Source organism: Streptococcus sp. 714 (assembly GCF_013277115.1).
Lineage (GTDB): Bacteria > Bacillota > Bacilli > Lactobacillales > Streptococcaceae > Streptococcus.
In genome coordinates this window covers 66,490-91,716 of record NZ_VMMH01000008.1, presented here as the reverse complement: position 1 = coordinate 91,716, position 25,227 = coordinate 66,490, and the positions used below count along the sequence as shown (strand labels likewise).

Here is a 25,227-nt window from a genome sequence, read left to right as displayed (position 1 = left end):
TGAATTATTAGTCTATAATATATTACGAAGTTAGATTTTAAACTTAGGTGATAGAAGGAGAGATAGAAGAACGGAAACCATATTGTAACCGAAAGACTTTCTGACTTCCCCAATTCCATTGAATATACGAAAGATAAACGGTGGAACTCGTGTCACATACACTGGTACCTTGACTGGATTTTGAAATTAAAAATCCTCAAGATACTTTCTTTTATCCTTTAGTTTATAAGGAGAACACCTATGAAAAAAACTGCTATTTCTATCTTTGCTCTCCTAGTGTTAGGAGTTAGCTACCTGTTCCTATTCAGCCAGCAAAGCTATAAAAAAACAGTCGTTCAATACTATGCTAACGACCAGAACCTGCCCAATAGGATAACTTATAGTGAATATAGCGATAAACGAGAAGCCAACTACGGTGGCACTCTAAACATCACATCTATCAAACAAGCTAATGACGGAGTTTATGCAACCTATGAAGGGCAATTGACACCTCTCCAATATTGATAAATTGATAACCAGCCTGTCTTCATCCAGTCATGCTGGTTTTTAAGTTCATTCTAAATCCTTACCTATTTTCCCCAACTGTGCTATACTTAATTTATACTCAATGAAAATCAAAGAGCAAACTAGGAAACTAGCCGCAGGCTGTACTTGAGTACGGCAAGGCGACGTTGACGCGGTTTGAATTTGATTTTCGAAGAGTATTAGTGCATTCTTTGAGATTGGAGCTAGTATGAAAATCCATAAAACCGTGAATCCTGTTGCCTATGAAAACACCTATTACCTAGAAGGTGAAAAGCACCTCATCGTCGTCGACCCTGGCAGCCATTGGGAAGCCATTCGTCAGACAATCGAGAAGATCAACAAACCGATCTGCGCTATTCTCCTGACCCACGCCCATTATGACCATATCATGAGTCTGGACTTGGTTCGCGAGACTTTTGGAAATCCTCCTGTCTATATCGCAGAGAGCGAAGCTAGCTGGCTCTATACTCCTGTCGATAATCTCTCTGGGCTTCCCCGCCACGATGATATGGCGGATGTGGTCGCAAAACCTGCTGAACACACCTTTGTCTTTCATGAAGAATATCAAATTGAAGAGTTCCGCTTTACTGTCTTGCCAACACCAGGTCATTCTATCGGTGGTGTTTCCCTAGTATTTCCTGATGCCCACCTAGTCTTGACAGGTGATGCTCTGTTCCGTGAAACCATCGGACGAACCGACCTTCCGACTGGTAGCATGGAGCAACTCCTTCATAGTATCCAGACCCAACTCTTCACCCTACCAAACTACGACGTCTATCCAGGGCATGGTCCAGCTACTACTATTGCTCACGAAAAAACTTTCAATCCTTTTTTCTAGAAAGATGATGACAATCAATTTTGCAATTTAATACTCAATGAAAAACAAAGAGCAAACTAGGAAGCTAGCCGCAGGTTGCTCAAAGCACCGCTTTGAGGTTGCAGATAAAGCTGACGTGGGTGAAGAGATTTTCGAAGAGTATAAGTAAACTATCCAGCAAGTCTTTCCATTATAAAAGGCATCCAATCAAGTTTTCAGACCTGATTGGATGCCTTTTTCTGATTACTTCCTTCTTTGCATCACCAAATAATCACGCGCTCTTCTGGTGAACGCCACATACCGTCGCCTTCTTTGACATCATAGGTTGTAAAGAAATCATCAAAGTTTAGTACTTGCACATTGACACGGAGTTTGGCTGGTGCGTGCACATCGACGCTAGCCAAGAGTTTCATAAATTCTGGACGACCTTTCATGCGCCAGATGCGACCGAAGTTGTAGAAGAACTCTTCTGCTGAGAAGTCTGGTTCCCTCTTAGCTGCTTCAAGGGCTGCTGCGATTCCTCCCAAGTCAGCCACGTTTTCTGACACAGTCAATTTACCATTAATGGTTGCTCCATAAGAATCCTGTCCATCAAACTGGTCAATAACTTTTTGTGTTTTCTCCTTGAAGGCAGCATAGTCGCTCTCTGTCCACCAATCCTTGAGACTACCATTTTCATCAAAGGAAGCTCCGTTGGTATCAAAGGCGTGGGAAATTTCATGGGCAATAACTGCCCCAATACCGCCGTAGTTAGCAGAAGATGACTGATGCAAGTCATAGAAAGGAGCCTGTAAAATAGCCGCTGGAAAGACAATCAGGTTCTTCTGTGGATTGTAGTAGGCATTGACCATATGAGCAGGCATGCCCCACTCCTTGTAGTCAACAGGTTGGTTCCACTTGCTCCAACTGTGCTTGATTTCCACACGCGCAAAGGCTAGAGCATTGTCAAAAAGACTAGCGGTCTCATCCACTACCTTGTCTTTGTAGCGTTCTGGCAATTCTTCTGGGTAACCAATATAAGGCTTGATGACATTGAGTTTGACGATGGCCTTGTCACGAGTTTCAGGAGTCAGCCAGTCATTTTTGGCCAAGCGTTCCTTATAGACATCAATCATAGTTGCCACTTTTTTCTCCACGTCCGCCTTAGCCTCTGGAGAGAATTTTTCATGGGCATACCAGAGACCCAAGGCTTGTTTGAAAGGACCTTGTGCTAACTGGTAGGCTGCCTTGACCTTGTCTTTGGCTTCTGGAACACCTGAAAGCGCCCGGCTATAGGCACCTGACAAGACACGGATTTCTTCTGTTAAATAGCTGGTTGAGAGATTCACAACACTTAAAATTAAGGTTGCCTTGAGGAGAGGCCAGGCCTCTTCACTATAGAATTGGTCTGCGGCTTGCCAGAAACGTTCTTCGTCTACGATAACCTTGTCTGGTATTTGTCCAAGAACAGCTTGGAAGAAGTCATCCAAAGGTAGGGCAGGCGCAAATTTCTTGAAATCTTCATAAGCATATGGATGGTAGAGTTTAGCATACTCTGAACTTTCTTCATTAGAGAGCACTACTGCCGCAACTCGACGGTCCAATTCTAGTCTTTTCTCTAGCAAGTCTTCAATTTCTTCATCAGAGAAATCATAAGCCTTGAGGAGATTTGCGCTGGTTTCTTTCCAAAGAGTCAAGAGCTCTTCGCGCTGAGGATGGTCTTCTGCATAGTAGGTCGTATCTGGCAGGATCGTGCTTGGGGCACTAGCCCATAAAACATTGATTCTGGCATCCATAAAGTCTGGTGATACACCAAAAGGAAGGAAATTTGGCTTTCCTTCAAGCTCAAACTCTGCTAGTCTAGCTGTAAAATCTGCAAAAGTCTCCAATTCTTGGAATTCTTTAAGGAGCGGTAAGACAGGTGTGATACCGTCAGCTTCTCTCTTGTCAAAATCACGAACTAGGCGGTGGTATTTGACAAAGTTTGCCAAGATATCATCCTCAGGCACCTCTTCTCCTACCAACCACTTGTCTGTTGTCGCCAACATCAAGTCTTCAATTTCCTGGTCTAAATCAACAAAACCTCCCGTTTGAGACTTATCTGCTGGGATTTCAGCTGTCTTCTGCCATTCTCCATTGATTGCATCATAAAAATCGTCTTGATAACGTGTCATCTTGTTCTCGCTTTCATTTATACTTGTTTTTAGCTTAACAAAAATTACCCAGGAATGCAATTAAAAATAAACTTTCCTTTTCCATCATTTTTCAGTTAATATTTTAATTTTTTCAAAAATTAACTTGACTTAATTTTTTTTTTAAGGTATATTAAGAGTCAGGAGGAATATAAGTTTATGATACGTATCGAAAACCTCAGTGTCTCCTACAAAGAAACGTTGGCACTTAAGGATATTTCACTAGTGCTCCAAGGACCAACAATTACCGGAATCATTGGTCCAAACGGTGCTGGAAAATCAACATTATTAAAAGGTATGCTGGGAATTATCCCTCATCAAGGTCAGGCATTTCTCGATGACAAGGAAGTTAAAAAATCCTTACACCGAATTGCCTATGTCGAACAAAAAATCAATATCGACTACAACTTTCCCATCAAGGTCAAGGAATGTGTCTCACTAGGACTCTTTCCCTCTATTCCTCTCTTTCGCAGTTTAAATGTTAAACATTGGAAAAAAGTAGAGGAAGCCCTTGAAATCGTCGGCCTAGCTGACTACGCTGAACGTCAAATCAGTCAACTGTCTGGAGGTCAATTCCAGCGGGTCTTGATTGCCAGATGTTTGGTGCAGGAAGCCGATTATATCCTCTTGGATGAACCCTTTGTTGGGATTGACTCTGTCAGTGAGGAAATCATCATGAATACGCTGAGAGATTTGAAAAAAGCTGGTAAGACGGTTCTCATCGTTCACCACGACCTCAGCAAGGTTTCCCACTACTTCGATCAAGTCTTACTTGTCAATCGAGAAGTGATTGCCTTTGGTCCAACCAAAGAAACCTTTACCGAAGCCAATCTCAAAGAAGCTTACGGTAATCGACTCTTTTTCAATGGAGGTGACCTATGATTGCAGAATTTATCGATGGATTGCAAAAATTCCATTTCCTACAAAATGCCTTGATAACAGCTATTGTCGTCGGGGTCGTAGCTGGAGCTGTGGGATGTTTCATCATTCTACGTGGGATGTCACTCATGGGAGATGCTATTTCACATGCTGTCTTACCAGGTGTAGCCCTCTCCTTCATCTTAGGCGTTGACTTCTTTATCGGAGCCATTGTCTTTGGATTGCTAGCTGCTATCATCATTACCTACATCAAGGGGAACTCGATTATCAAAAGCGATACCGCCATCGGCATTACCTTTTCTTCTTTCTTAGCCCTCGGTATCATCTTGATTAGTGTCGCTAAAAGTTCAACTGACCTTTTCCATATCCTTTTTGGTAATATTCTAGCCGTCCAAGATACGGATATGTTTATCACTATGGGCGTAGGGGCGGTCATTCTCTTGTTAATCTGGATTTTCTTCAAGCAACTCTTGATAACTTCCTTTGATGAACTTCTGGCTAAAGCCATGGGAATGCCTGTCAATTTCTATCACTACCTCCTCATGATACTCCTGACTCTCGTGTCTGTGACAGCCATGCAAAGTGTTGGAACTATCCTGATTGTAGCCATGCTGATTACCCCAGCTGCAACTGCTTATCTGTATGCTAATAGCCTGAAAAGTATGATTTTCCTTTCCTCAACCTTTGGAGCTACAGCTTCAGTTTTGGGACTCTTTATTGGCTATAGTTTAAACTTAGCAGCTGGTTCTAGCATCGTACTTACAGCTGCTAGCTTCTTCTTAATCAGTTTCTTTATCTCTCCTAAACAACGATATTTGAAACTGAAAAATAAACATTTGTTAAAATAAGGGGAAAAACCCCAATAAATTGGAGGATCTAATGAAAAAATTAGGTACATTGTTCGTTCTCTTTCTTTCTGTCATTGCTCTTGTAGCATGTGCTAACGGAAAAAAAGATACAGCTTCTGGTCAAAAACTAAAAGTTGTTGCTACAAATTCAATCATCGCTGATATTACTAAAAATATTGCTGGTGACAAGATTGATCTTCACAGTATCGTTCCGATTGGACAAGACCCACACGAATACGAACCACTCCCTGAAGATGTTAAGAAAACTTCTGAGGCTAACCTCATTTTCTATAACGGTATCAACCTTGAAACAGGTGGCAATGCTTGGTTTAGCAAATTGGTAGAAAATGCTAAGAAAACTGAAAACAAAGACTACTTTGCAGTCAGCGAAGGCGTTGATGTTATCTACCTTGAAGGAAAAAATGAAAAAGGAAAAGAAGACCCACACGCTTGGCTTAACCTTGAAAATGGAATTATCTTTGCTAAAAATATCGCCAAACAATTGAGTGCTAAAGATCCTAACAACAAGGAATTCTATGAAAAAAATCTCAAAGAATATACTGATAAGTTAGACAAACTTGATAAAGAAAGTAAGGATAAATTTAATAACATCCCTGCTGAAAAGAAACTCATTGTAACCAGCGAAGGAGCATTCAAATACTTCTCTAAAGCCTATGGTGTCCCAAGTGCTTACATCTGGGAAATCAACACTGAAGAAGAAGGAACACCTGAACAAATCAAGACCTTGGTTGAAAAACTTCGCCAAACAAAAGTTCCTTCACTCTTTGTAGAATCTAGTGTAGATGACCGTCCAATGAAGACTGTTTCACAAGACACAAACATCCCAATCTATGCACAAATCTTTACTGACTCTATCGCAGAACAAGGTAAAGAAGGCGACAGCTACTACAGCATGATGAAATACAACCTTGATAAGATTGCTGAAGGATTGGCAAAATAAGCCTCTAAAAACGTCATTCTCACATGAGCTGGCGTTTTTTCTATGCCCATATTTCCAGTCAAATCATTGGAAAATTCCGACTGTTTCAGCTAAAATGGAAGAAAAAAGATTGGAGTATCTTATGGTAACTTTTCTCGGAAATCCTGTGAGCTTTACAGGTAAACAACTACAAGTCGGCGACAAGGCACTTGATTTTTCACTCACTACAACAGACCTTTCTAAAAAATCTCTGGCTGATTTTGATGGCAAGAAAAAAGTCTTGAGTGTCGTGCCTTCTATCGATACAGGCATCTGCTCAACTCAAACGCGTCGTTTTAATGAAGAACTGGCTGGACTGGATAATACAGTTGTCTTGACTGTTTCCATGGACCTCCCTTTTGCCCAAAAACGTTGGTGTGGTGCTGTGGGAATTGAAAATGCCATCATGCTCTCAGACTATTTCGACCATTCCTTTGGACGTGATTATGCCCTCTTAATCAATGAGTGGCATCTATTGGCACGCGCAGTCTTTGTCCTCGATACTGACAATACTATTCGCTACGTTGAATACGTGGACAATATCAACTCTGAACCAAACTTCGAAGCCGCAATTGCAGCTGCTAAAGTCCTATAGAAAAAATCCTCTGTCACAAAGAGTTCCCTACTCTTTGAAACGGAGGATTTTTGTTTACGAGTAAATATAAGTTCAATCAGCTAAAAACAACTACCTTATACTCAATGAAAATCAAAGAGTAAACTAAGACTCTAGCCTCAGGCTACTCAAGACACTGTTTTGAGGTTGTAGATATAGCTGACGTGATTTGAAGAGATTTTCGAAGAGTATTACTCTACAGATTTCAAAGCTTCAAGCATATCAACCTTTCTCAGATGATAATTGACAAAGAAACCAAGCAAGGTCAAAATGATGCTTACTGCTGCCACTGGGATTACATAGACTTCCCAGCCTACCTGTGGATAAAAGAGAATAGTCGCAGGAGAAATCATTTGAATCAAAAATTGGTGTAAATAGAAACCAGATACCAGACCAAGTACGATTCCCATAAGGGACAGCACAATGGTCTCACGGTAAATGTAGAGAGTGACTTCATTATTATGAAAACCAAGAACCTTGATAGTGGAGAGTTCACGGATTCTCTCAGCTACGTTGATATTGGTTAGATTGTAAAGAATAACAATAGCCAACAGAACCGATACGATAACCAAGATGGTCATGGTCTGATTGAGTGAGCTAGCGACGGAGTCAAAGAGTCGAATGGCTGAAGCATTCTGGACAACACTTGACACCGCAGATTGATTCATAAGTAAACCTGCCTGCCTTTCAATACTAGTAGCACTGGTATCCCTTAACGAGACCAAATAAGTGTTGGCTTGGGGTAGTTGTCCGTAAATTTGCTCATAGTCAGTCTGACTCATATAAATAAAATGACCAACGTAGTTCTCAGTAATAGCAGCGACCGTTAGTTCCTTACCTTCAATTTCTAGAGTCTGTCCAACCTTGACACCTGCCAACTGGGCAAGTTTAGCTGTAATAACGACGCCATCTTTTAATGTCAACTCTTGCTGATGATGTTGCAGATGAATAAAGGGAGTCAAATCTTCCTTCTCTGTCATCATAAGGGTAATGGTTTGAAGACCAGCCTTACCTTTGAAATCCTTGTCTAGCGTTTTAGAATAGATTTTCTGATAAGCTTGGATATCCTGCCCTTTCAACACTTCTTCTAACTCTGCCTTGTCCTGATTAGTCGCACTAGGATTTTCAGAGACAATCATCTGATACTGTTGGATTTGTTGAAACTGTCTAGACGGAACTCCTGCTACAGAGGATTGGATTCCCAAACCTGCAAAGAGCAGGGCTATAGAACCAGCCACACCAAAGATCGTCATCAACATCCGCTGCTTATAACGGAAAATATTGCGAGCTGTTACCTTATGAGTAAAACTGAGACGACGCCAGATAAAACCGATACGCTCCAGTAAGATTTTAGCTCCTTTAACAGGAGGTTTAGGCAGTAAAAGCTGGGCTGCTTCATCATGAAGTTCCCTCCGAGCCACCAGATAGGCTGGTAACACACTCGCCAACCAACTCAAACCAAGAGCCAGTAAGCTATAGGTCCAATAGAACTGAATCTGGGTTTCTCCCACCACCATGCCTTTTGTAATGACACTTGAAATCACACTGGCTAGTAAATAATGTCCAAGTATGCTACCTAGAGCTGTTCCTACAGTCCCAGCTACTAGACCATAAAGGAGAAACTTGGCAATAATATCCTTGCTATGATAACCCAAGGCCTTAAAAATACCTGCATGTGTTCGTTCTTCATCCACAAAGCGAGTCATAGTTGTAAAGGTCACCATAGCCGCTACGGCATAAAGCACTACAGGAAAGATATTGCCCACTGCCCGAATACTGGCTGAAGCATTACTGTACATGAGGAAGCCTTGACCCCCTGGCATGGTTTGCCGATTATAGACTTGATACTTGGGCTCAGCTAAATCATCCAAGACTTGCTGATGTTTTTCTAGTTTTTCCTTTTCTTGGGCTAGATTTTGTTCAGCCTGCTTTAGTTTGTCCTCTTCCTTGCTCAATTTCTGCTTGGCTTGGGTAAGTTGAGCACTAGCCTGCTCTCTCTGAGCTTGAGGAAGCAAGGCTAGTTGACTTTCCTGAGCCTGTAAACGAGCTTGAGCTGCTGCTAAACGACGCTTGCCTTCCTGCAAATTAGTCTCAGCCTTGTCAAGGGTTTCTTGGCCTTTGTCTAGAGACTCTTGTCCTTCTTTTCTCAAGACTTGCAGACGTGCCTTGCCATTATCTGACAAAGCTTGTTCAAGGTCTTCCTGATGTTGCTTGGATTTTTCTTCATAAGCTGATGAAAAGGCATTTAAACCTGACAAATCTTGATATTTCAAACGAGCTATATTGTAGACTTTCTGATTAAACTGACCAGGTAAAATGACCCCGTAGGCTGTCAGAGTCCCGCTTCCACTTCCTGCGTAGCCCATATCTCGCTGGGAGAGGATTTCAGCTGAATCCACAAAACCAGTAATGGTATACCTATGGTCTTTTAAAGAGGAATGACCCTCTTCTTTTTCTTTAAAACTAATCTCCTGTCCCACGCTGTATTGGCCTTGCAAATGAGTGGCCAAAGCGATTTCCTTGTCGGACTGAGGAAGTCGTCCCTCTCTTAGCTGAAAGGTTGAAATTCGCTCTGATTTGGAGTACAGCCGAATGGCATCCTGCCCATTTTCCATAGTCACATCTGTCAAATAGCCAAACTCAACCTCTGCGCCCTCTATCTGTTCTAGTTCTTCTTGATCTGTTTGATCCAAACCATAATTAGACATAACTGCCAAATCCAAGGTTTGAGCAGTCGTTAAATAGTCATTGGCGGTCGCCTCCATGTTGGGGCTAGTCACTTTGAGGCCTACTAAGGCTAGAGACCCTAACATCATCAAGGTTAAGATGGATAAAAAACGTCCCTTGGAGCCTGTGAAGGACTGAATTAAGTCCTTCCAATAGGTTTTTCGCTTGATCATACTAGTACTCCAAACTGTCGATATCCTGAGGATGCTGGTTCATCACCACATCCTTGACACTGGCATCGTGCATATGAATCACGCGATCAGCAATGGGCGCCAAAGCTCCATTGTGAGTCACGATAATCACCGTCGCTCCCTTTTGACGGGACATATCTTGGAGAATTTTCAAAACCTGCTTACCCGTCTGATAATCCAAGGCTCCAGTCGGTTCGTCACAAAGGAGAATTTTAGGATTTTTAGCTACCGCGCGTGCAATTGAGACTCGCTGTTGCTCCCCTCCAGAAAGCTGAGCTGGAAAGTTATTGAGACGATGAGCCAGACCTACATCTGTCAGCACCTTCTCAGGATCCAAGGCATCTGTCACAATTTCAGAAGCCAGTTCCACATTTTCCTTAGCAGTCAGATTGGACACTAGATTATAAAACTGAAAAACAAAACCGACATCATTTCTACGGTAATTGGTTCTCTGGTGGGAACTATAGTCTGCAATATTGGTACCATCAATCCAAATCTCCCCCTCATCATTGGTATCCATGCCCCCAAGAAGGTTAAGAACCGTTGACTTGCCTGCACCAGACGCACCTAGAATGATAACCAATTCACCCTTTTCAATCTCAAAATTCACATCGCGATTGGCCACAATCTCTGTGTCCCCAACCTGATAACGCTTGTAACAGCGTTTCATCTCAATATAAGCCATAAGACCCACCCTCTCTCAAACAAATTACTTCCTACTACCATTATAACGCTTTTTCAAATAGTTGGAAACTGCTTACATTTTCAAATCCTTCAAAAAAGGCAGTTCCAAATTACTGCCTTCTAATACTCAATGAAAATTAAAGAGCAAACTAGGAAGCTAGCCGCAGGTTGCTCAAAGCACCGCTTTGAGGTTGTAGATAAGACTGACAAAGTCAGTCACATATATACGGTAAGGCGACGCTGACGTGGTTTGAATTTGATTTTCGAAGAGTATGACATCTTCTTAAAAAGAAAATTGAACCAGATCGCCTTCTGCTGTCGCCACTGAAATACAATCTTTCCCTATACATTTCACTTTTGCTTTTTCTTGATTCACTTCAATCACACTTTTTTCAATACCTGGATAAGAGACTCGCAAATCTCCTCCACTTCCTGATAAAATGGTCATCTGTAAGAGTTTTTTATCCTCCCACCGCATACTAACTTCAAAATGTCCACGTGCCATTAAACCTGAAATAGAACCTGTTGACCAAGCATCGGGTAGGGCAGCTAGGAGCACTAGATAAGCTGTATGAGACTGGAGCAACATTTCTGCCATACCACTAGTAGCACCAAAATTACCATCTATCTGAAAAGGAGGATGGGTGCACCAAAGATTGGGCAAGGTGGATGTCTTTAACTGCTCTGCTAATAATTTATGGGCTCGATTTCCATCTCCTAGACGCGCCCAGAGATTGAGCTTATTAGCCTTGGACCAGCCTGTGCCCCCGTCTCCACGATCATTGAGACTAGCACGCGCGGCTTCAAGATACTCCTGCCCCTTATAGCTAAAGAGATTGCCAGGATAGAGTCCCACCAGATGGGAAGCGTGCCGATGCTGGGCCTCCACTTTCTCATTTTGAAAATGCTGCTCTTCCTCCTCATACCACTCCCTGATTCGACCAGATTGAGTGATTTGAAGAGGATTAAGCAAGTCAAACTTCTCCTTGACCTCAGTCAACAAAGACTCATCCAGTCCCAATTCCTGAGCAGCCTGAATAAAATCATGAAATAACTGCCAAATCAGAGATTGGTCATAGGTATTGCCAATCGAAATCGGCCCATGTTCTGGAGAATAAGACGGAGAAGACACCCAACGCTGCGCCTGCCTATCCTCATGTAAAAAATCATTCCAAAAACGAACCGTTTCCCTCAACATGGGATAAATTTTATCCCTGAGATAGTCTTGGTCCCTATAAAATGAATAGGCTTCATAAACAGTTTGCATCATCCACGCATTGGCAGCTGGAGACCAACCCCAATAGTAATCCCAACCAGGTGCCGTCCAGCCAAAAGGAGTCGCTTGGGTATGGACCAACCAACCATTCTCCTCCCCTTCCTGAGAGACGATTCCTGCATACCTTGCAGCCGCTAGACGACCATAGACACGCAAATCATCGATATAGTTGATGACTGGGAAAGCCGTCTCTAGGAGATTGGTAACATAGGCTGGCCAATAATTCATCTGCAGGTTGATATTCAGGTGATAGTCCGAATTCCAAGGAGGATTGTCGACCGCATTCCAGACTCCTTGCAAGTTAGCTGGTAGAGCATCTGGACAATCTCTGGAAGAACTAATCAATAAATACCGTCCATACTGGAAGAACAGCTCCTCCAAAGCCTGCCCTTCTTGCGGCTTATAATTTTTTAGCAAATCATCCGTAGGGGATGATTCAAAATCAGCTCCCAAATCCAATTGAACACGCTGGAATAAGGCTTGGTAGTCCTCAATATGCCTTGATTTCAATCGGGTATAGCCCTTTTCTTTAGCTATCTCCACCAAGTCTATCACCTGTTGCTCTAAATCTAGTTTCTTGCGATAATTGCTAGCAGGATTTTGGGAAAAATCTGTCTTAGCCGCCAAGAAGAGATTGGCATAACTGGCTCCTGATATCTGGACCTTATCCGACCAGACTCTAATGTCTCCATCTGTTTGCCAAGCTAGATAACTAGCAAACTGCAGGTCATTGTCCTTAACTCTTCCCTTCATCAAGATATGAGAATCAGTAATATCCAACTTACATTCCTTGTAATCAGATTTTTCCTGCTCATACTTTCCATCAGAAGCCAAATCACGGGTCAAGGATAGTTCTATAGTAAAATCTAGAGTTTCCAACCCTTCCTTAGTAAAGAGCTGAACCAAGAGATCATCTGGAAAACTCGCAAAGGCTTCACGTTCAAATCGCGTTCCCTTATAGACATAAGAAGTCGTCGCAAGTGCCTTACTAATATTCAGCTGTCTCTGATAGTCCGCCACCTGAGACAAAGTCTTGCCTTGATTACTAAACTCAATATGAATATCCCCAAAGGACAGATAGGTCCCATATTGACTCGTTTGGGGCCCGACTAGGTGCTGTTCAGCCAGTTCCTTAGCAGTATTGTAGTCTCTCTTCTCCAAAGCCTGCCGAATCTCAGCTAAAAAACCATACTGGTCCTGAAGATTTCCACCCTGATAATCTGAACTATCAGGAAGTGGACCACCAGACCAGAGACTTTTTTCATTAAATTGAATCCGTTCAGCCCCTATAAAGCCAAATACTTTTGCCCCTAAAGAACCATTGCCTATTGGTAAAGCCTCTTCTTCCCAACCCTTATATGTTCTTGATGCTGGTTGCTTGTAGGCCAGTACATAATCTTGTTTTTTATTCCTTATCATACTTCCATACTAACATAAAAAGCCTAGAAATCAATCCTAGGCTTACAATTTTTTATTTTCCAAGGTAGTATTCAGAAACTACATTCAATTTTTCGTCGAATTCGAATACCAATGGTGGGAAGTTAGGGATTTCCACGTCCATGATTTCGTCATCTGACAAACCTTTGATGTGTTTTACAAGGGCACGGATTGAGTTACCGTGAGCTCCTACGAATACGTTTTTACCATCTTTAAGAGCTGGAGCGATTTTATCTTCCCAGAATGGAAGAGCACGTTCCAAAGTCACTTTCAAGTTTTCAGCATCTGGGATTACTGAGTCGTCAAGTGAAGCATAACGACGGTCTGTGTGAGCTGAGTGCTCATCATCACGATCCATGTTTGGAGGCAATACATCGTATGAACGACGCCAGATGTGAACTTGCTCATCACCAAATTGTTCAGCAGCTTCAGCTTTGTTTTTACCAGTCAAACCACCGTAGTGACGTTCGTTCAAGCGCCATGATTTTTCAACTGGAACCCACAATTGGTCAGAAGCTTCAAGAGCCAAGTTCGTTGTTTTGATTGCACGTTTCAATACTGAAGTGTAAGCTTGGTCAAATTCGATACCAGCTTCTTTGATCAATTTACCAGCGTCAATCGCTTGTTGTGTACCTTTTTCAGACAAATCAACATCAGCCCAACCAGTGAAAAGGTTAGCTTTGTTCCATTCAGACTCACCGTGGCGAGCAAAAACCAATTTTACCATTAGATGGATTCTCCTTTAAATTTTCCGAGGTTTCCCCTCGTTTATCTATTCTATTTTACACAATTTTTCACAAAAAAGCTAGTCAAAACCAAAAAGGAAAGGACTGTTTGGTAATCACATTGTTTTTGGTTGTTTCTATTCTATCTTCATTATTTAACCTTTAAAAAACACCCCAATTTCTAACATTTGGGGTGTAATTTAACCAATTATTCTCAATTACTACAAAAAAATTTCTATCTTACTGTAGTTGAGATGTCAAAGTTTTCAACTGTTTTTGCAAATTGTCTCTAAAGTCTTTCAATTGTTGAGACAATTTTGATTTATCATCTTCCTTGATCTCAGTTGACCCTAGCAAATCATATATTTTTTTCTGCGCATCGAATAATTTTTGAGTTGACTCTTTTAGTTTGGTAAACGACTCATTATTTTCCATAGCTGTGCCTTTGAAACTTTCCTCAGCTTTAGTAAAATAATCATCAAAAATCTTTTTATAAAGATCTATATAATCTGCATAAGTACGCATTGATTCAATCGCATCATCTGTTACAACTGGAGTATCGAAAGTGATTGTTTCTTTTGAGGTATTAGATGTTGCTACTGTCTTCTCATCACTACTTGTTGAAGTAGTCTTTGCATTTTGTGCTCCACATGCAGCGAGAAGAGAAACAGATAATAGAACTGCTCCTAGACCGATAAACTTTTTTGTTCTTTTCATGCTAAAACACCTTTTATTCTTCTGATTTGAATTTCTTCAATGTTGCAAGGAATAGAGATCCTCCAATAATAGCAAGAATCCCCCCAACCCATCCTAAGAATGGAATGAGACTAACTCCACCTGAAACAATCATTAGTACAGACGGAGCTGCACCTACACGATTATCTCCTTTATAGTAAACAATAGCAATGATACCGAGAACAAGATTTGCAATCTTCAAGGCATTCAAGAGTAAAGTAACACCTGAAACAGCACCTGCAGTAGCTCCTCCATTAAGAGTTGTAGCAGCTGTATTTACCGCTGTCCCCAACAAGACAAATGGGCCAATAAGAAGTAAAATTCCTCCCACAAGACCGACGATACCACTAATTAAAGCAAGTGTTTTTGATTTCATAATAAAATCTCCTTTTTATTTTTTTCAAATAAAATTGTATCATATTTGCTAAAAAAAAAAGTATTTTCTGATATTATAAAATAAAAATTTGTATAATATGAAATAAAATATAATACTTTTCAGAAATCAAAAATAACTATGCTAATTTATTATTGTAAAATTGTTACACTATTTATTGATCTTATCCGCGATATCAAATCCCTATTTTATCTTACTACTGTTAGCTTGCTAAGTTTCTCTTTGATTCTTGTTGGGTATAAAAAGTCACACCTCACAAATTTTCAAAATAAATAAAAACGCATCGTATCAGGTGTTCAAAAACGTGATACAATGCGTTTAATAGACTATAAAATTAGTTGTCTTTTCTTCTCAAATTGAGTTTTACCTAGACTTTTCAACCTTATTTCTCTTCAAATCCTTCTGCGACTGCGTCCGCAAAGTTTTCTTCTACGATGCTTGCACAGTGGTCACAGATGACTGCGTGGTAACTGCGTTCTGCTGTTGTTGGGTCGATACGACGGCAACGGTCACATACTTCACCTGCAGCGCGTTCAACTGTAAAGGCTACATCTTCGAAGCTAACGGCAGCTTCTGGAGCTGGTCCTTCTGCGATGGTCAAGTCTGACACGATCAAAAGTTGAGCCACATTGCTGTTCACTGCTTCGAGTAGAGTTTTCACAACTTCATTTGGATAAACTGTCAAGTGTGCTTCAAGTGATTTACCGATAACTTTTGCATTACGAGCCTCTTCCAAAGCTTTTTGAGCTTGTCCACGGAAGTCCATGAAGGCAGCCCATGTATCCAAGATTTCTTCTTGATTAGCAAAAGTTTCTGCTTCTGGCAATTCTGACAATTGAACGAAGTCTTCTGCTTCAAACTCAAGATATGACCAGATTTCCTCTGCTGTGTGAGGAAGGATTGGTGTCAAGAGTTTGGTGATTTTCACAAGAATGTCATAGAAAACAGTCTGCATTTGACGGCGTTCCAGTGATTTGGCACCTTCGATGTAAACAACGTCCTTAGCAAAATCAAGGTAGAATGCTGACAAATCAACGTTGATAAAGTTCACCAAGGCCTTGTAGATTGTCAAGAATTCAAAGTTGGCATAAGCATCACGAATGGTCTTAACAAGCTGGTTAAAGCGAATAGTCATGTACTTATCAACTGAACGAAGCTCATCGTAAGCTACTGCATCTTGAGCTGGGTTAAAGTCAGATGTATTGGCAATCAAGAAACGAAGAGTGTTACGAATCTTACGGTAAGTTTCAGAGACTTGGCTCAAGATATCCATAGAGATACGCACATCGTTGCTTGAGTCTACACTTGTTACCCAGAGACGCAAGATTTCCGCACCAAATTGTTTTTCAACATCGCTTGGAGCAATGGTATTTCCAAGAGATTTAGACATCTTCTCACCTTTACCGTCAAGGGCAAAACCTTGTGACAAGATTTGTTTGTAAGGTGCTACGCCATGGTTGGCAACAGATGTGATGAGTGAAGAGTTGAACCAACCACGGTATTGGTCTGAACCTTCTAGGTAAAGGTCTGCTGGGTAAGTCAACTCAGGACGGTTTACCACAACCCCATTCCATGATGAACCTGAGTCAAACCAAACGTCCATGATATCTGTTTCTTTTTTGAACTCACCATTTGGTGAACCTGGATGAGTAAATCCTTCTGGTAAGAGGTCTTTGGCATCGCGTTCCCACCAAATGCTTGAACCATGTACTTCAAAGAGTTGAGCCACATGTTCAATAGTTTCAGCTGTCATGATCGCTGTACCATCTTCAGCATAGAAGATGGGAAGTGGAACACCCCAAGCACGTTGACGAGAGATAACCCAGTCACCACGGTCACGAATCATGTTGTAAAGACGAACTTTACCCCATTCTGAGTGGAATTTAACCTTTTCAATTTCGTCCAAGATTTCTTGGCGGAATTTAGAAACTGAGGCAAACCATTGTGGAACTGCACGCCAGATGATTGGTTTCTTGGTACGCCAGTCAAATGGGTATGAGTGAGAGATTTCTTCTTGGGCAAGAAGGAGATTACCAAGTTTTTCAATAACAGTTGGAACTACCTTTTCATAGAATTGACCTTCAAACTCAGGACCAGCATTCTTCATCATGATACCACGTTCGTCAACAGTCACTGCGACTTCAAGATCATTAGCAATACCAACATTGTAGTCGTCCTCACCAAAACCAGGGGCTGTATGGACAATACCTGTACCAGAGTCAGTGGTAACGTGGTCACCAAGGATAACGAGCTCATCTACATCTGTATCCCATGGGTGTTCTGTTACGATGTGGTTGAGTTCTTGACCACGGGAAGTTGCCAAGACTTGAACATCAACCCAGCCAAATTTTTCAGACAAGCTAGTCAACAATTCTGCAGCAACCACAAACTTACGAGCTTCACCAGCAGGTTGAACCAAAACGTAATCAATATCCGCACCAACAGTCAAACCACGAGAAGCTGTGATAGTAAATGGAGTAGTTGTCCAAACAACGATATAAGTATCTGTATCTAGAACACCTTTGCCATCTTTTACCTTATTGGCATAGTAAAGGGAAGTTGAAACCAAGTCATGGTATTCAATCTCTGCTTCAGCAAGGGCTGACTCAGATGACCAAGACCAGTAAACTGGTTTTGCACCACGGTAGATATAACCTTTATTAGCCATCTCACCAAATACACGGATTTGGGCTGCTTCGTAGTCAGGAGTCAAAGTCACATATGGATTTTCCCAGTCACCAGAAACACCCAAACGTTTAAAGTCTTCACGTTGTTTATCTACTTGAGAAAGAGCGTATTCACGGCAAAGCTTCAAGTACTCAACCAAGTCCATTTCTTTACGTTTGACACCTTGTTTTGCCAAAACTTGCTCGATTGGCAGACCATGAGTATCCCAACCTGGGATAAATGGTGCGTAAAAACCTGACATTGATTTTGAACGAACAATGATATCTTTTGAAATCTTGTTCATAGCATGTCCAACGTGGATATTTCCGTTAGCGTATGGAGGGCCATCATGCAAGGTGAAATGAGGTTTTCCTTGGTTCAATTCTTGACGACGTTGGTAAAGTTTTGCATCTTCCCATTCCTTTTGCCAAACTGGCTCTTTGGTCGGAAGACCTGCACGCATTGGGAAAGCTGTTTTCCCAAGGTTAAGGGTATCTTTGAGTTTCATGGTATCTCCTTTATAAATAATAACAAATTAAAAACCACGACTGCCAAAAAGGACGAAAATCGTGGTACCACCTTTATTCGGAAAAAGATTTAGTCTTTCTCCCTCTTATCCCGTAACGTGGGGAACGTCAAATCTTACTCCATTCAGACTTGAGTTTTTGAGAGGATAATCTTATCGTTAGGGATTACAGGACTCACACCATCTCCTGCTCGCTGGAAATATAAGGATAAGATATTGTTCTCAGAATATTTCTTATAAAATTGTAACAGATTCTTGCGGTGCTTCAAATCCTGGTGCTGAATCAAACGTTTCTGTAGCTGGTGTTGGACCTGTCGGATGCACTGGAGCTACTTCTGGTTCTTCATACATTGGACCAACTGGATGAGCTGGTTCTTCTTCAATTTGAGGACTCACTACAGGAGTTGGGTTTTCCACTTCCTGTTTAGCTTGAGCTTCAAATTCAGCCAATTCTTTATTGGCTGCCTCAATACGAGCCTGTAACTCTGTCATTTCTTCTTGAGAAAATTGACGTGTCATATCAATTGGTTCTTCCTCAATTGGAGCTGGAATCGGTTCTCCAAGTACTTCGCTAACAACTTCTTTAAAGGCTTCATCACTTGTCTGAAGATAAGTAGCTGTTGGACGAAGAATATCTTCCCAATCTGAAGACTCAACAATAGCCAACTGACTCTCAATTGTAGATTTGAGACGTTGGTGGAAGACACGACTCTTGTTCTTCAATTCTTCGGTTTCAACAGCAACTTTCTTAGCATTGTCAGCAGCCTGACGAAGAATTTCATTTGCCTTGTATTTTGCTTCTTCCAATAATCGATGTGCATCCTGTTCAGCTTGATGAATAATATTATTTGAACGATCGTGTGCTGTTTGTTTCACCCTCTCAGCTGTATCTTGGGCAATCAATACAGACTGGCTCAACGAATCTTTCATCTCATCAAAGTAAGACAAACGCTCTTCCAAATTTTTAATATGTAAATCCTTATCATGATTAGAACGAACCAAATCTTCATAATCACGAACCACAATATCTAAAAATTCATCTACTTCTTCTGGATCAAAACCTCTAAAACGTGTGCTAAAGGTTTTATCTTTGATTTCTAACGATGTAATTGGCATATTTTTCCTCACTTACTTAATAATAACTGGACGGTTATTTTTTTCTTCTCTTTTTTTGTTTGTCCCTTATCTTGAAGCAACCTCAAGCGCCCAAATTTTCTCACACTAATCAAGTCTCCAACTTGAACAGTATAATCTGATTTGTCTACCACATGATAATTTACTTGGACAAGTTTCTTTTCAATCAACTGGTTTGCTTGATTCCTAGATAGTTTTAAAACATTTGATAAAAGAACATCTAATCTAAAACTAGACACACATAAATCCAGCTCTCGATACTGTTCTAGCTTATCTATTTTCTCGGTGAAAGGACGTTCCTCCAGCGAAACAGGTATACGGCCAATTTTCTTTAATCCATCTTGAAAGAGAAGAAGAAACTGCTGATTAATCATAATCTGCGCCCGTTCTTCATCCACTAGGATATCTCCAAAAAGTTTCCGTTCAATCCCTAATTGATTGATGACTGTTCCTAAAATTTTAGCATGCGTTAAATTTTCAAATTTATTGGAATACACAATTTCCTGAAGCGATATTTCAAAATCTGAAAACTCAGGTTGGAAATAGTCTGGATATAGTAAGACCCGAACATACTCACTCGAGACGAATTCCCCACTACTACTACAAGAAAGACCATAGGTTTTGGCTAAAATTTTTAATAGCTTCTCTTGATGAGGATTGATAAAAGGAGTTAAAAAAGGCGCGTAGCTATCTTCCACCTTCTTGATCCATTCCATTCCCTTGTCAAGAAATGGACGATCTTCTATAGAAAAATGCTGGTAAATACCTCTATTCATATTATCATTGCAAGAAAACGCACTAAATTTTCCCCTAAAAATCGAACCAAAACAATCGCAACCCAAACAGATAAATCAAGACCCGCTATCTGTAAAGGCAAGCGTTGCAAGGGAGAAAGCACTGGCTTTACCAATGCTACAATCCAACGACCTAAACTTGATTCATAGGCACCTGGAAACCAAGACATGACAGCAAAGGCTACCAAAATCAGGGAGTAAATATCTACTGCGTTATAAATCATACGAATTAAAAAAATCATTATCGTACTCTATTTCGTCTCATATCAAAATCAAACTCACCTTGTTGATCTTCATCCGGTAAACGAATATCTTCAATATTCACAATAACATTCACTGGTGTCAACAAATACATGGTAGAAGCTACCTTTTTCAAATTTCCAGCTAGAACATGGCAAGCTCCATCCAGATAATCTAAACAACGACGAGCTTGCACTTCAGTCATATATTGAAAATCAATCAAAATACTTTCATTTCCTGCTAATAAATCAACAATTTCTATCGCATCTTCATATTTTCTAGGATAACGAACATCAATTGTTACTTTTTCAGTAGAATGCTGATTTTGCTTTGCTAACTCTTGTTGACGTGCATGCAGTCTAGTAATATTATTTTCTTTTGTACCACTTGTGCTTGGTGTTTGATTCGTTGAGAGAGCCTTTTCCTGTGTAGAATTTACTGGAGTTAAAATGGGCTCATCTCGTTTTTCATTAGGGAGACTTAAATCCTCATCCTCCGTAAAATAATCTATAAATCTATCGAATCTATCTTTTAAAGACATGGTTCTCTCCTACTTAAAAAATGCTGTACCTATGCGAACAAAGGTGGAACCGAATTGAATCGCTTCTTTATAATCACGACTCATTCCCATGCTTAAGTCGGTCATAGGCATATTTGGAATTTGTTTTTCTTGGATTTCTTTTTGTAAATCTTGGGTCGCCTTGAAAATTTCTTTCAACTGCTCACTGCTAGCCTCAAAAGGTGCCATCGTCATTAAACCAACATATTCAATCTTATCTAGTTTGGCTAACTCTGGCAAGATTTCCAGCAGTTCCTCTCTCGAAAATCCGTGTTTACTTTCTTCTTTAGAAATATTTACCTGAATGAAACACTTGATGACTCGGTCGCTTCTTTTTTGAATTTCCTCTGCTAGCTTTACTGAATCCAATGCATGGAAATAATCAACGTATTGAATGACATCTTTCACCTTACGTCTTTGCAAGGTACCAATCAAATGCCAAGTCACATCTCGATCTTTTAAAGCTTGATATTTCTCTAGAAACTTATCTACACGATTTTCACCGATATGATGAACCCCTAGCGGAAGCAAGGCTTCCGCTGTCGGTACATCTACATACTTGGTAACTGCAATGACAGAGACTGAGCCACTCTCGCGATGAGAACTCAGACTTGCTTCTGCGACTTCTCGAAAAACACGTTCTGTATTTTCTTTTACATTCATTTACTTAACGATTTTTGAAAAATGGAGGTGTATCCAACTCATCTTCATCTTGTGAATTTGGAATTTCAAAACGTTCTACCGGTGACACTACTGAATCAGTCGGACGCACAATTGTCTCGCGACGTAAATCCCAATCACCAAAAGCGGATCCTTGAGCTTGTTCCGAGCGACGTTGATTTTGTTTTGGCAATTCAGCCGTTTCTGCCATATCAAAATGACGATCAAATCCATGTGAATGAGCTGGTCTCACTGTCTCACGGTAGTTGGTAGTAGGTCTAGCTTGTGGAGCCACAACCTTCTCTACACGTTCTTGACGAACACCCGTTGCAACAACTGTTACACGGATCTCATCACGCATACTTTCATCAATTGAAGTACCGAGCCAGATGTTCACTCCTTGACCTGCTGCCTGGTTCACAATTTGTGAAGCCTCTTCTGCCTCAATCAAGGTTAAATCAAGACCACCAGTAACGTTGACGATAACATCTTCTGCTCCATCAATTGTTGTTTCAAGAAGTGGTGAGTAGATTGCCTTACGAGCTGCTTCAACAACACGCTCTTCTCCACTACCGATACCAATACCCATGAGGGCATTGCCTTTGTTTGCCATTACCGTTTTCACATCGGCAAAGTCAAGGTTAATCAATCCTGGATTGGTAATCAAATCGGTAATTCCTTGCACACCTTGACGAAGAACATTATCCGCTTCGCTAAGAGCTTCCAAAAGCGGTGTTTTCTTATCAACAATTTCAAGCAAGTTGTTGTTTGAAATGATCAATAAAGTATCTACATGCTCACGAAGTTGATTGATTCCTTCTACAGCAAATTGTCCACGCTTGCTTCCTTCAAAACCAAACGGACGTGTTACAACACCAACTGTAAGAGCACCTAAATCTTTGGCAATACGGGCAATAACAGGAGCAGCTCCAGTTCCAGATCCTCCTCCCATACCAGCAGTGATGAAGACCATATCTGCACCACTGATAGCTTCAGTCAGTGTTTCTTCGCTTTCTTCAGCAGCCTTACGACCAACCTCAGGTTGACCCCCAGCACCTAAACCACGAGTCAATTTAGGTCCCAACTGAATAACAGTCTCAGCTTTTGTACTACTCAAGGCTTGCACATCGGTATTTGCTGCGATAAATTCTACGCCTGTAACACCTTCGTCGACCATACGGTTGATGGCATTGCCACCACCTCCACCGACACCAATTACTTTAATCACTGCGCCTTGGGCAGCAGCTGTATCAAATGAAAATGTCATAATTTATTTTTCCTCTTTATTCGTCAAACATGCTTCCGATCAAGCCACGGAAACGATCTGCTAATTTCGGTTTATTTTGTGAAGTCTGTTGGAAATCTGCAATTTGTTCTGCAGGAGCTACAGGCTCTACTTCTGGAGCAGGGGTTGGTTGAACAGTAGTTGATTGGACAAACTGAGCTGTTTTCTGAATCATGCCCCCAAAACCAAGCGGTTGTTGGAATAGTCCTTCATCCCCCTTGACTGCTCGTTGAGCCAAGAGATGTACTTCTGTCAATTGTCCCGCAAATTCTGACAAGCTAATCACATGAGCAAAGGCTGGATTACGAATCCCAACTTGATTAGGAACATAAAGCTTGACACGAACACCAAAAACTTCTTGAGCAAGCTCCACAATACCAGGTAAAATAGCCGTTCCACCAATCAAAACAATGCCACCAGGAAGATCCAATAAATGTCTTCTGTCTAAGTCTTGTTTGATTTGTTCAAAAATATGCTTAATACGTGCAGAAATAATTTCTGACAAGTAATTTTCTGTCACTTCAACAGGTTCTACTTCCCCAATAACCTCTACTTGGAAGGTTTCTTTACTTGCAATAGGAGGATAAGCCTCTCCATAGTTTAATTTTAAACCTTCGGCTAGTTTCTGTGATGTCTTCAAGACTTTAGAGATATCCTTAGTTACATAATCTCCGCCTTCTTGGAGAATATTGGTAAACTGGAGTTCTTGGTTACGGATTGTAGCGACAGTCGTTTGACCTGCCCCCATATCAATCACTGTAGCACCAAATTCACGCTCACCTTCGTTCAAAACTGATTGAACCATTGCTAGTGGTGAAATGATAACATTTTCAACCTGAACACCTGCACGCTCAACCGTCTTACGCAAATTGTGCAAAATAGTACGAGGGCCTGTATAAAGCAAACCACGCATTTCCAGGCGAACCCCCATCATACCACGTGGATCACGAATTCCTTGGAAGCCATCAACAATAAATTCCTCAGGGATGAATGTGATAACCTCACGATCAGGTGTCATACTCTTAGTCAAGGCTGATTTGACAACATTTTCAACATCTTGATCCATAATTTCCTTGGTATCAGATGTTACTGGAATCATTCCTTGAGTTGGTTCTACCTGTAAGAGATTAGCTGGCAAACCAACATTCACCGATTTAATTGAAATGCCTGCTTTTTCTTCAGCTTGGGAAATTGCCGATTTGATAGCAGTTGCTGCTGCATCAATATCAACAATAATTCCATCCTTTACACCTTTACTTTTGGCATTACTCACACCAATTACATTTAATTCACCATTTCTCTGCTCGGCTACAAGCACCTTGACAGAGCTTGTTCCAATATCTAGACCTGTAAAAAAGCCTTCTCTAGCCATTACATCGCATCCTCTCTATCTTCCAAGTTTCTAACTTCGTAATATTCAATAGCTAAACGTGGGCATAGCTATTCACAGAATATTATAACACAAAAAATCTCATCGTGCTCAGTTTTTTCCTAAATTTACTAGCCAATTTTTTTGTTTTTCTGTTCAGAAATTCATTCACTGTAAACTTTATCAACAATCTGTCTATTGCCAAAAAAGAAAGCTCATTTCTAAGCTTTCTTTGCAATAATTTTTTCTGCTTCTTGTTCTAAAAATAGTTCCAAGATTTTCTTGGTCAAGGTAATCGCTGCCGACAAGGCCAGAGAAACGATTAAATAATTAGCTACTAAGCCGTGATCCCCAACCAATGGCGGTTTTGTCAAAAATCCGTAATCACCACCTGTTACCAAATTAACTACAAAAATCAAGGCATTTAGGGCAAAGGTCATGAGAAAAATTCCCTTCACATCCAGCAATCGCGCATTATACTGTCTCAAGAGATAAACTAGAGAGTTCCCCAAGAGAGCTAAGTGCCCAAAGATAAAGGACAAGATGGCAATATGGGGGAAAGGATAGGCATCTGGCACTGGATAAACAAAGGCTGCTAATGTTCCGAATGTCCCTAGCAATGCAAAATACTGCCGATATTTGGACTGACCAGGAAGCAAGAGTACCACAAACATGGCCATACGACAATGGTAAAAGGGTAAGCTTTCTGACAGTGGCATATGATTGACCCAGTACCAACCATAAAGAAGAATTAGCTGAACAGCCTGTAAAATCTGGAAAAATCGTTGGTAAACCTTCTTCTCACGATAACGATAGGCTGTATAAAAGGTCAAGGCCAAGAGTGTAAATATACTGACATACCAAAAAAGGTCAAATTTGGGTGGTTCTGTTGCTTGGGTCGTAAAGAAAATATCCCATAAATTCATCTAGTCTTCCTCATGATTCAAAATTTTCCTGCATTTTATTATACCATGCTACTTGAGAAAAATGAA

At 40.9% G+C, this 25,227-nt stretch carries 22 protein-coding genes; 6 read left to right on the top strand and 16 right to left on the bottom strand.

Annotated elements, in window-relative coordinates:
• Nucleotides 1-240 precede the first annotated feature (240 nt).
• A complete protein-coding gene (locus HT718_RS03260; protein WP_000750452.1) occupies nt 241-504 on the top strand; it encodes a hypothetical protein in 264 nt (87 codons plus the stop codon).
• 229 nt (nt 505-733) lie between these two features.
• On the top strand, nt 734-1,363 hold the full coding sequence (locus HT718_RS03255; protein ID WP_020900440.1) for an MBL fold metallo-hydrolase: 630 nt from the start codon (nt 734-736) through the stop codon (nt 1,361-1,363).
• A 239-nt stretch (nt 1,364-1,602) separates the two neighbouring features.
• On the opposite strand, the gene pepO is transcribed toward HT718_RS03255, so the two are convergent.
• Nucleotides 1,603-3,495 (bottom strand): endopeptidase PepO, encoded by a 1,893-nt coding sequence (pepO, locus tag HT718_RS03250; protein ID WP_173267251.1) that lies wholly within the window; start codon nt 3,493-3,495, stop codon nt 1,603-1,605.
• Between the two features lie 177 nt (nt 3,496-3,672).
• Between pepO and HT718_RS03245 the strand changes: the two genes are divergently transcribed.
• The 4 genes from HT718_RS03245 to tpx all read left to right on the top strand — a co-directional run bounded on the left by HT718_RS03245 (nt 3,673) and on the right by tpx (nt 6,814).
• On the top strand, nt 3,673-4,395 hold the full coding sequence (locus tag HT718_RS03245) for a metal ABC transporter ATP-binding protein (protein ID WP_049540018.1): 723 nt from the start codon (nt 3,673-3,675) through the stop codon (nt 4,393-4,395).
• The gene (locus HT718_RS03240) at nt 4,392-5,240 is read left to right on the top strand and encodes a metal ABC transporter permease (RefSeq protein ID WP_000559791.1); all 849 of its coding nucleotides are present in this window, start codon (nt 4,392-4,394) and stop codon (nt 5,238-5,240) included. Before HT718_RS03245 ends, HT718_RS03240 begins: the two co-directional genes overlap by 4 nt.
• Before the next feature lie 31 nt (nt 5,241-5,271).
• Entirely contained in the window at nt 5,272-6,201 is a 930-nt protein-coding gene (gene psaA, locus HT718_RS03235; protein WP_020900437.1) for a metal ABC transporter substrate-binding lipoprotein/adhesin PsaA, read from the top strand.
• Between the two features lie 121 nt (nt 6,202-6,322).
• A complete protein-coding gene (gene tpx, locus HT718_RS03230) occupies nt 6,323-6,814 on the top strand; it encodes a thiol peroxidase (RefSeq protein WP_173267249.1) in 492 nt (163 codons plus the stop codon).
• Between the two features lie 209 nt (nt 6,815-7,023).
• On the opposite strand, the gene HT718_RS03225 is transcribed toward tpx, so the two are convergent.
• The 15 genes from HT718_RS03225 to HT718_RS03155 all read right to left on the bottom strand — a co-directional run bounded on the left by HT718_RS03225 (nt 7,024) and on the right by HT718_RS03155 (nt 25,161).
• Nucleotides 7,024-9,732, bottom strand: a complete 2,709-nt coding sequence (locus HT718_RS03225; RefSeq protein ID WP_173267247.1) for an FtsX-like permease family protein — start codon at nt 9,730-9,732, stop codon at nt 7,024-7,026.
• Nucleotide 9,733: 1 nt separating this feature from the next.
• The gene (locus tag HT718_RS03220) at nt 9,734-10,435 is read right to left on the bottom strand and encodes an ABC transporter ATP-binding protein (protein ID WP_173267245.1); all 702 of its coding nucleotides are present in this window, start codon (nt 10,433-10,435) and stop codon (nt 9,734-9,736) included.
• A 282-nt stretch (nt 10,436-10,717) separates the two neighbouring features.
• Nucleotides 10,718-13,129, bottom strand: coding sequence for a glycoside hydrolase family 95 protein (locus tag HT718_RS03215; protein ID WP_173267242.1), 2,412 nt, complete (start codon nt 13,127-13,129; stop codon nt 10,718-10,720).
• A gap of 52 nt (nt 13,130-13,181) precedes the next feature.
• Entirely contained in the window at nt 13,182-13,874 is a 693-nt protein-coding gene (locus HT718_RS03210; RefSeq protein ID WP_000240129.1) for a phosphoglycerate mutase, read from the bottom strand.
• Nucleotides 13,875-14,112: 238 nt separating this feature from the next.
• The gene (locus HT718_RS03205) at nt 14,113-14,589 is read right to left on the bottom strand and encodes a hypothetical protein (protein ID WP_173267240.1); all 477 of its coding nucleotides are present in this window, start codon (nt 14,587-14,589) and stop codon (nt 14,113-14,115) included.
• A 13-nt stretch (nt 14,590-14,602) separates the two neighbouring features.
• Nucleotides 14,603-14,983: a hypothetical protein gene (locus HT718_RS03200; protein ID WP_173267238.1), complete on the bottom strand. Its 381-nt coding sequence runs from the start codon at nt 14,981-14,983 to the stop codon at nt 14,603-14,605.
• Between the two features lie 400 nt (nt 14,984-15,383).
• A complete protein-coding gene (gene ileS / locus HT718_RS03195) occupies nt 15,384-18,176 on the bottom strand; it encodes an isoleucine--tRNA ligase (RefSeq protein ID WP_173267236.1) in 2,793 nt (930 codons plus the stop codon).
• Between the two features lie 252 nt (nt 18,177-18,428).
• The gene (locus HT718_RS03190; RefSeq protein WP_307877694.1) at nt 18,429-19,310 is read right to left on the bottom strand and encodes a DivIVA domain-containing protein; all 882 of its coding nucleotides are present in this window, start codon (nt 19,308-19,310) and stop codon (nt 18,429-18,431) included.
• 8 nt (nt 19,311-19,318) lie between these two features.
• Nucleotides 19,319-20,104 (bottom strand): RNA-binding protein, encoded by a 786-nt coding sequence (locus HT718_RS03185; protein WP_173267234.1) that lies wholly within the window; start codon nt 20,102-20,104, stop codon nt 19,319-19,321.
• Nucleotides 20,101-20,364 carry a YggT family protein gene (locus tag HT718_RS03180; RefSeq protein ID WP_000576514.1) on the bottom strand — a complete coding sequence of 88 codons (264 nt, stop codon included), beginning with the start codon at nt 20,362-20,364 and terminating at the stop codon, nt 20,101-20,103. Before HT718_RS03180 ends, HT718_RS03185 begins: the two co-directional genes overlap by 4 nt.
• Nucleotides 20,364-20,903, bottom strand: coding sequence for a cell division protein SepF (locus HT718_RS03175; protein ID WP_173267232.1), 540 nt, complete (start codon nt 20,901-20,903; stop codon nt 20,364-20,366). Before HT718_RS03175 ends, HT718_RS03180 begins: the two co-directional genes overlap by 1 nt.
• Nucleotides 20,904-20,912: 9 nt before the next feature.
• A complete protein-coding gene (locus HT718_RS03170; RefSeq protein ID WP_173267230.1) occupies nt 20,913-21,584 on the bottom strand; it encodes a YggS family pyridoxal phosphate-dependent enzyme in 672 nt (223 codons plus the stop codon).
• Between the two features lie 4 nt (nt 21,585-21,588).
• A complete protein-coding gene (gene ftsZ, locus HT718_RS03165; protein WP_020900426.1) occupies nt 21,589-22,848 on the bottom strand; it encodes a cell division protein FtsZ in 1,260 nt (419 codons plus the stop codon).
• Between the two features lie 16 nt (nt 22,849-22,864).
• The gene (gene ftsA, locus HT718_RS03160) at nt 22,865-24,238 is read right to left on the bottom strand and encodes a cell division protein FtsA (protein ID WP_020900425.1); all 1,374 of its coding nucleotides are present in this window, start codon (nt 24,236-24,238) and stop codon (nt 22,865-22,867) included.
• A gap of 218 nt (nt 24,239-24,456) precedes the next feature.
• The gene (locus tag HT718_RS03155; RefSeq protein WP_020900424.1) at nt 24,457-25,161 is read right to left on the bottom strand and encodes a TIGR02206 family membrane protein; all 705 of its coding nucleotides are present in this window, start codon (nt 25,159-25,161) and stop codon (nt 24,457-24,459) included.
• Nucleotides 25,162-25,227 lie beyond the last annotated feature (66 nt).

What these genes read in the sequence shown, in the direction of transcription:
- HT718_RS03260 (WP_000750452.1), top strand. Translation starts at nt 241, where the DNA reads ATGAAAAAAACTGCTATTTCTATCTTTGCTCTCCTAGTGTTAGGAGTT.
- HT718_RS03255 (WP_020900440.1), top strand. Translation starts at nt 734, where the DNA reads ATGAAAATCCATAAAACCGTGAATCCTGTTGCCTATGAAAACACCTAT.
- pepO (WP_173267251.1), bottom strand. Translation starts at nt 3,495, where the DNA reads ATGACACGTTATCAAGACGATTTTTATGATGCAATCAATGGAGAATGG.
- HT718_RS03245 (WP_049540018.1), top strand. Translation starts at nt 3,673, where the DNA reads ATGATACGTATCGAAAACCTCAGTGTCTCCTACAAAGAAACGTTGGCA.
- HT718_RS03240 (WP_000559791.1), top strand. Translation starts at nt 4,392, where the DNA reads ATGATTGCAGAATTTATCGATGGATTGCAAAAATTCCATTTCCTACAA.
- psaA (WP_020900437.1), top strand. Translation starts at nt 5,272, where the DNA reads ATGAAAAAATTAGGTACATTGTTCGTTCTCTTTCTTTCTGTCATTGCT.
- tpx (WP_173267249.1), top strand. Translation starts at nt 6,323, where the DNA reads ATGGTAACTTTTCTCGGAAATCCTGTGAGCTTTACAGGTAAACAACTA.
- HT718_RS03225 (WP_173267247.1), bottom strand. Translation starts at nt 9,732, where the DNA reads ATGATCAAGCGAAAAACCTATTGGAAGGACTTAATTCAGTCCTTCACA.
- HT718_RS03220 (WP_173267245.1), bottom strand. Translation starts at nt 10,435, where the DNA reads ATGGCTTATATTGAGATGAAACGCTGTTACAAGCGTTATCAGGTTGGG.
- HT718_RS03215 (WP_173267242.1), bottom strand. Translation starts at nt 13,129, where the DNA reads ATGATAAGGAATAAAAAACAAGATTATGTACTGGCCTACAAGCAACCA.
- HT718_RS03210 (WP_000240129.1), bottom strand. Translation starts at nt 13,874, where the DNA reads ATGGTAAAATTGGTTTTTGCTCGCCACGGTGAGTCTGAATGGAACAAA.
- HT718_RS03205 (WP_173267240.1), bottom strand. Translation starts at nt 14,589, where the DNA reads ATGAAAAGAACAAAAAAGTTTATCGGTCTAGGAGCAGTTCTATTATCT.
- HT718_RS03200 (WP_173267238.1), bottom strand. Translation starts at nt 14,983, where the DNA reads ATGAAATCAAAAACACTTGCTTTAATTAGTGGTATCGTCGGTCTTGTG.
- ileS (WP_173267236.1), bottom strand. Translation starts at nt 18,176, where the DNA reads ATGAAACTCAAAGATACCCTTAACCTTGGGAAAACAGCTTTCCCAATG.
- HT718_RS03190 (WP_307877694.1), bottom strand. Translation starts at nt 19,310, where the DNA reads ATGCCAATTACATCGTTAGAAATCAAAGATAAAACCTTTAGCACACGT.
- HT718_RS03185 (WP_173267234.1), bottom strand. Translation starts at nt 20,104, where the DNA reads ATGAATAGAGGTATTTACCAGCATTTTTCTATAGAAGATCGTCCATTT.
- HT718_RS03180 (WP_000576514.1), bottom strand. Translation starts at nt 20,364, where the DNA reads ATGATTTTTTTAATTCGTATGATTTATAACGCAGTAGATATTTACTCC.
- HT718_RS03175 (WP_173267232.1), bottom strand. Translation starts at nt 20,903, where the DNA reads ATGTCTTTAAAAGATAGATTCGATAGATTTATAGATTATTTTACGGAG.
- HT718_RS03170 (WP_173267230.1), bottom strand. Translation starts at nt 21,584, where the DNA reads ATGAATGTAAAAGAAAATACAGAACGTGTTTTTCGAGAAGTCGCAGAA.
- ftsZ (WP_020900426.1), bottom strand. Translation starts at nt 22,848, where the DNA reads ATGACATTTTCATTTGATACAGCTGCTGCCCAAGGCGCAGTGATTAAA.
- ftsA (WP_020900425.1), bottom strand. Translation starts at nt 24,238, where the DNA reads ATGGCTAGAGAAGGCTTTTTTACAGGTCTAGATATTGGAACAAGCTCT.
- HT718_RS03155 (WP_020900424.1), bottom strand. Translation starts at nt 25,161, where the DNA reads ATGAATTTATGGGATATTTTCTTTACGACCCAAGCAACAGAACCACCC.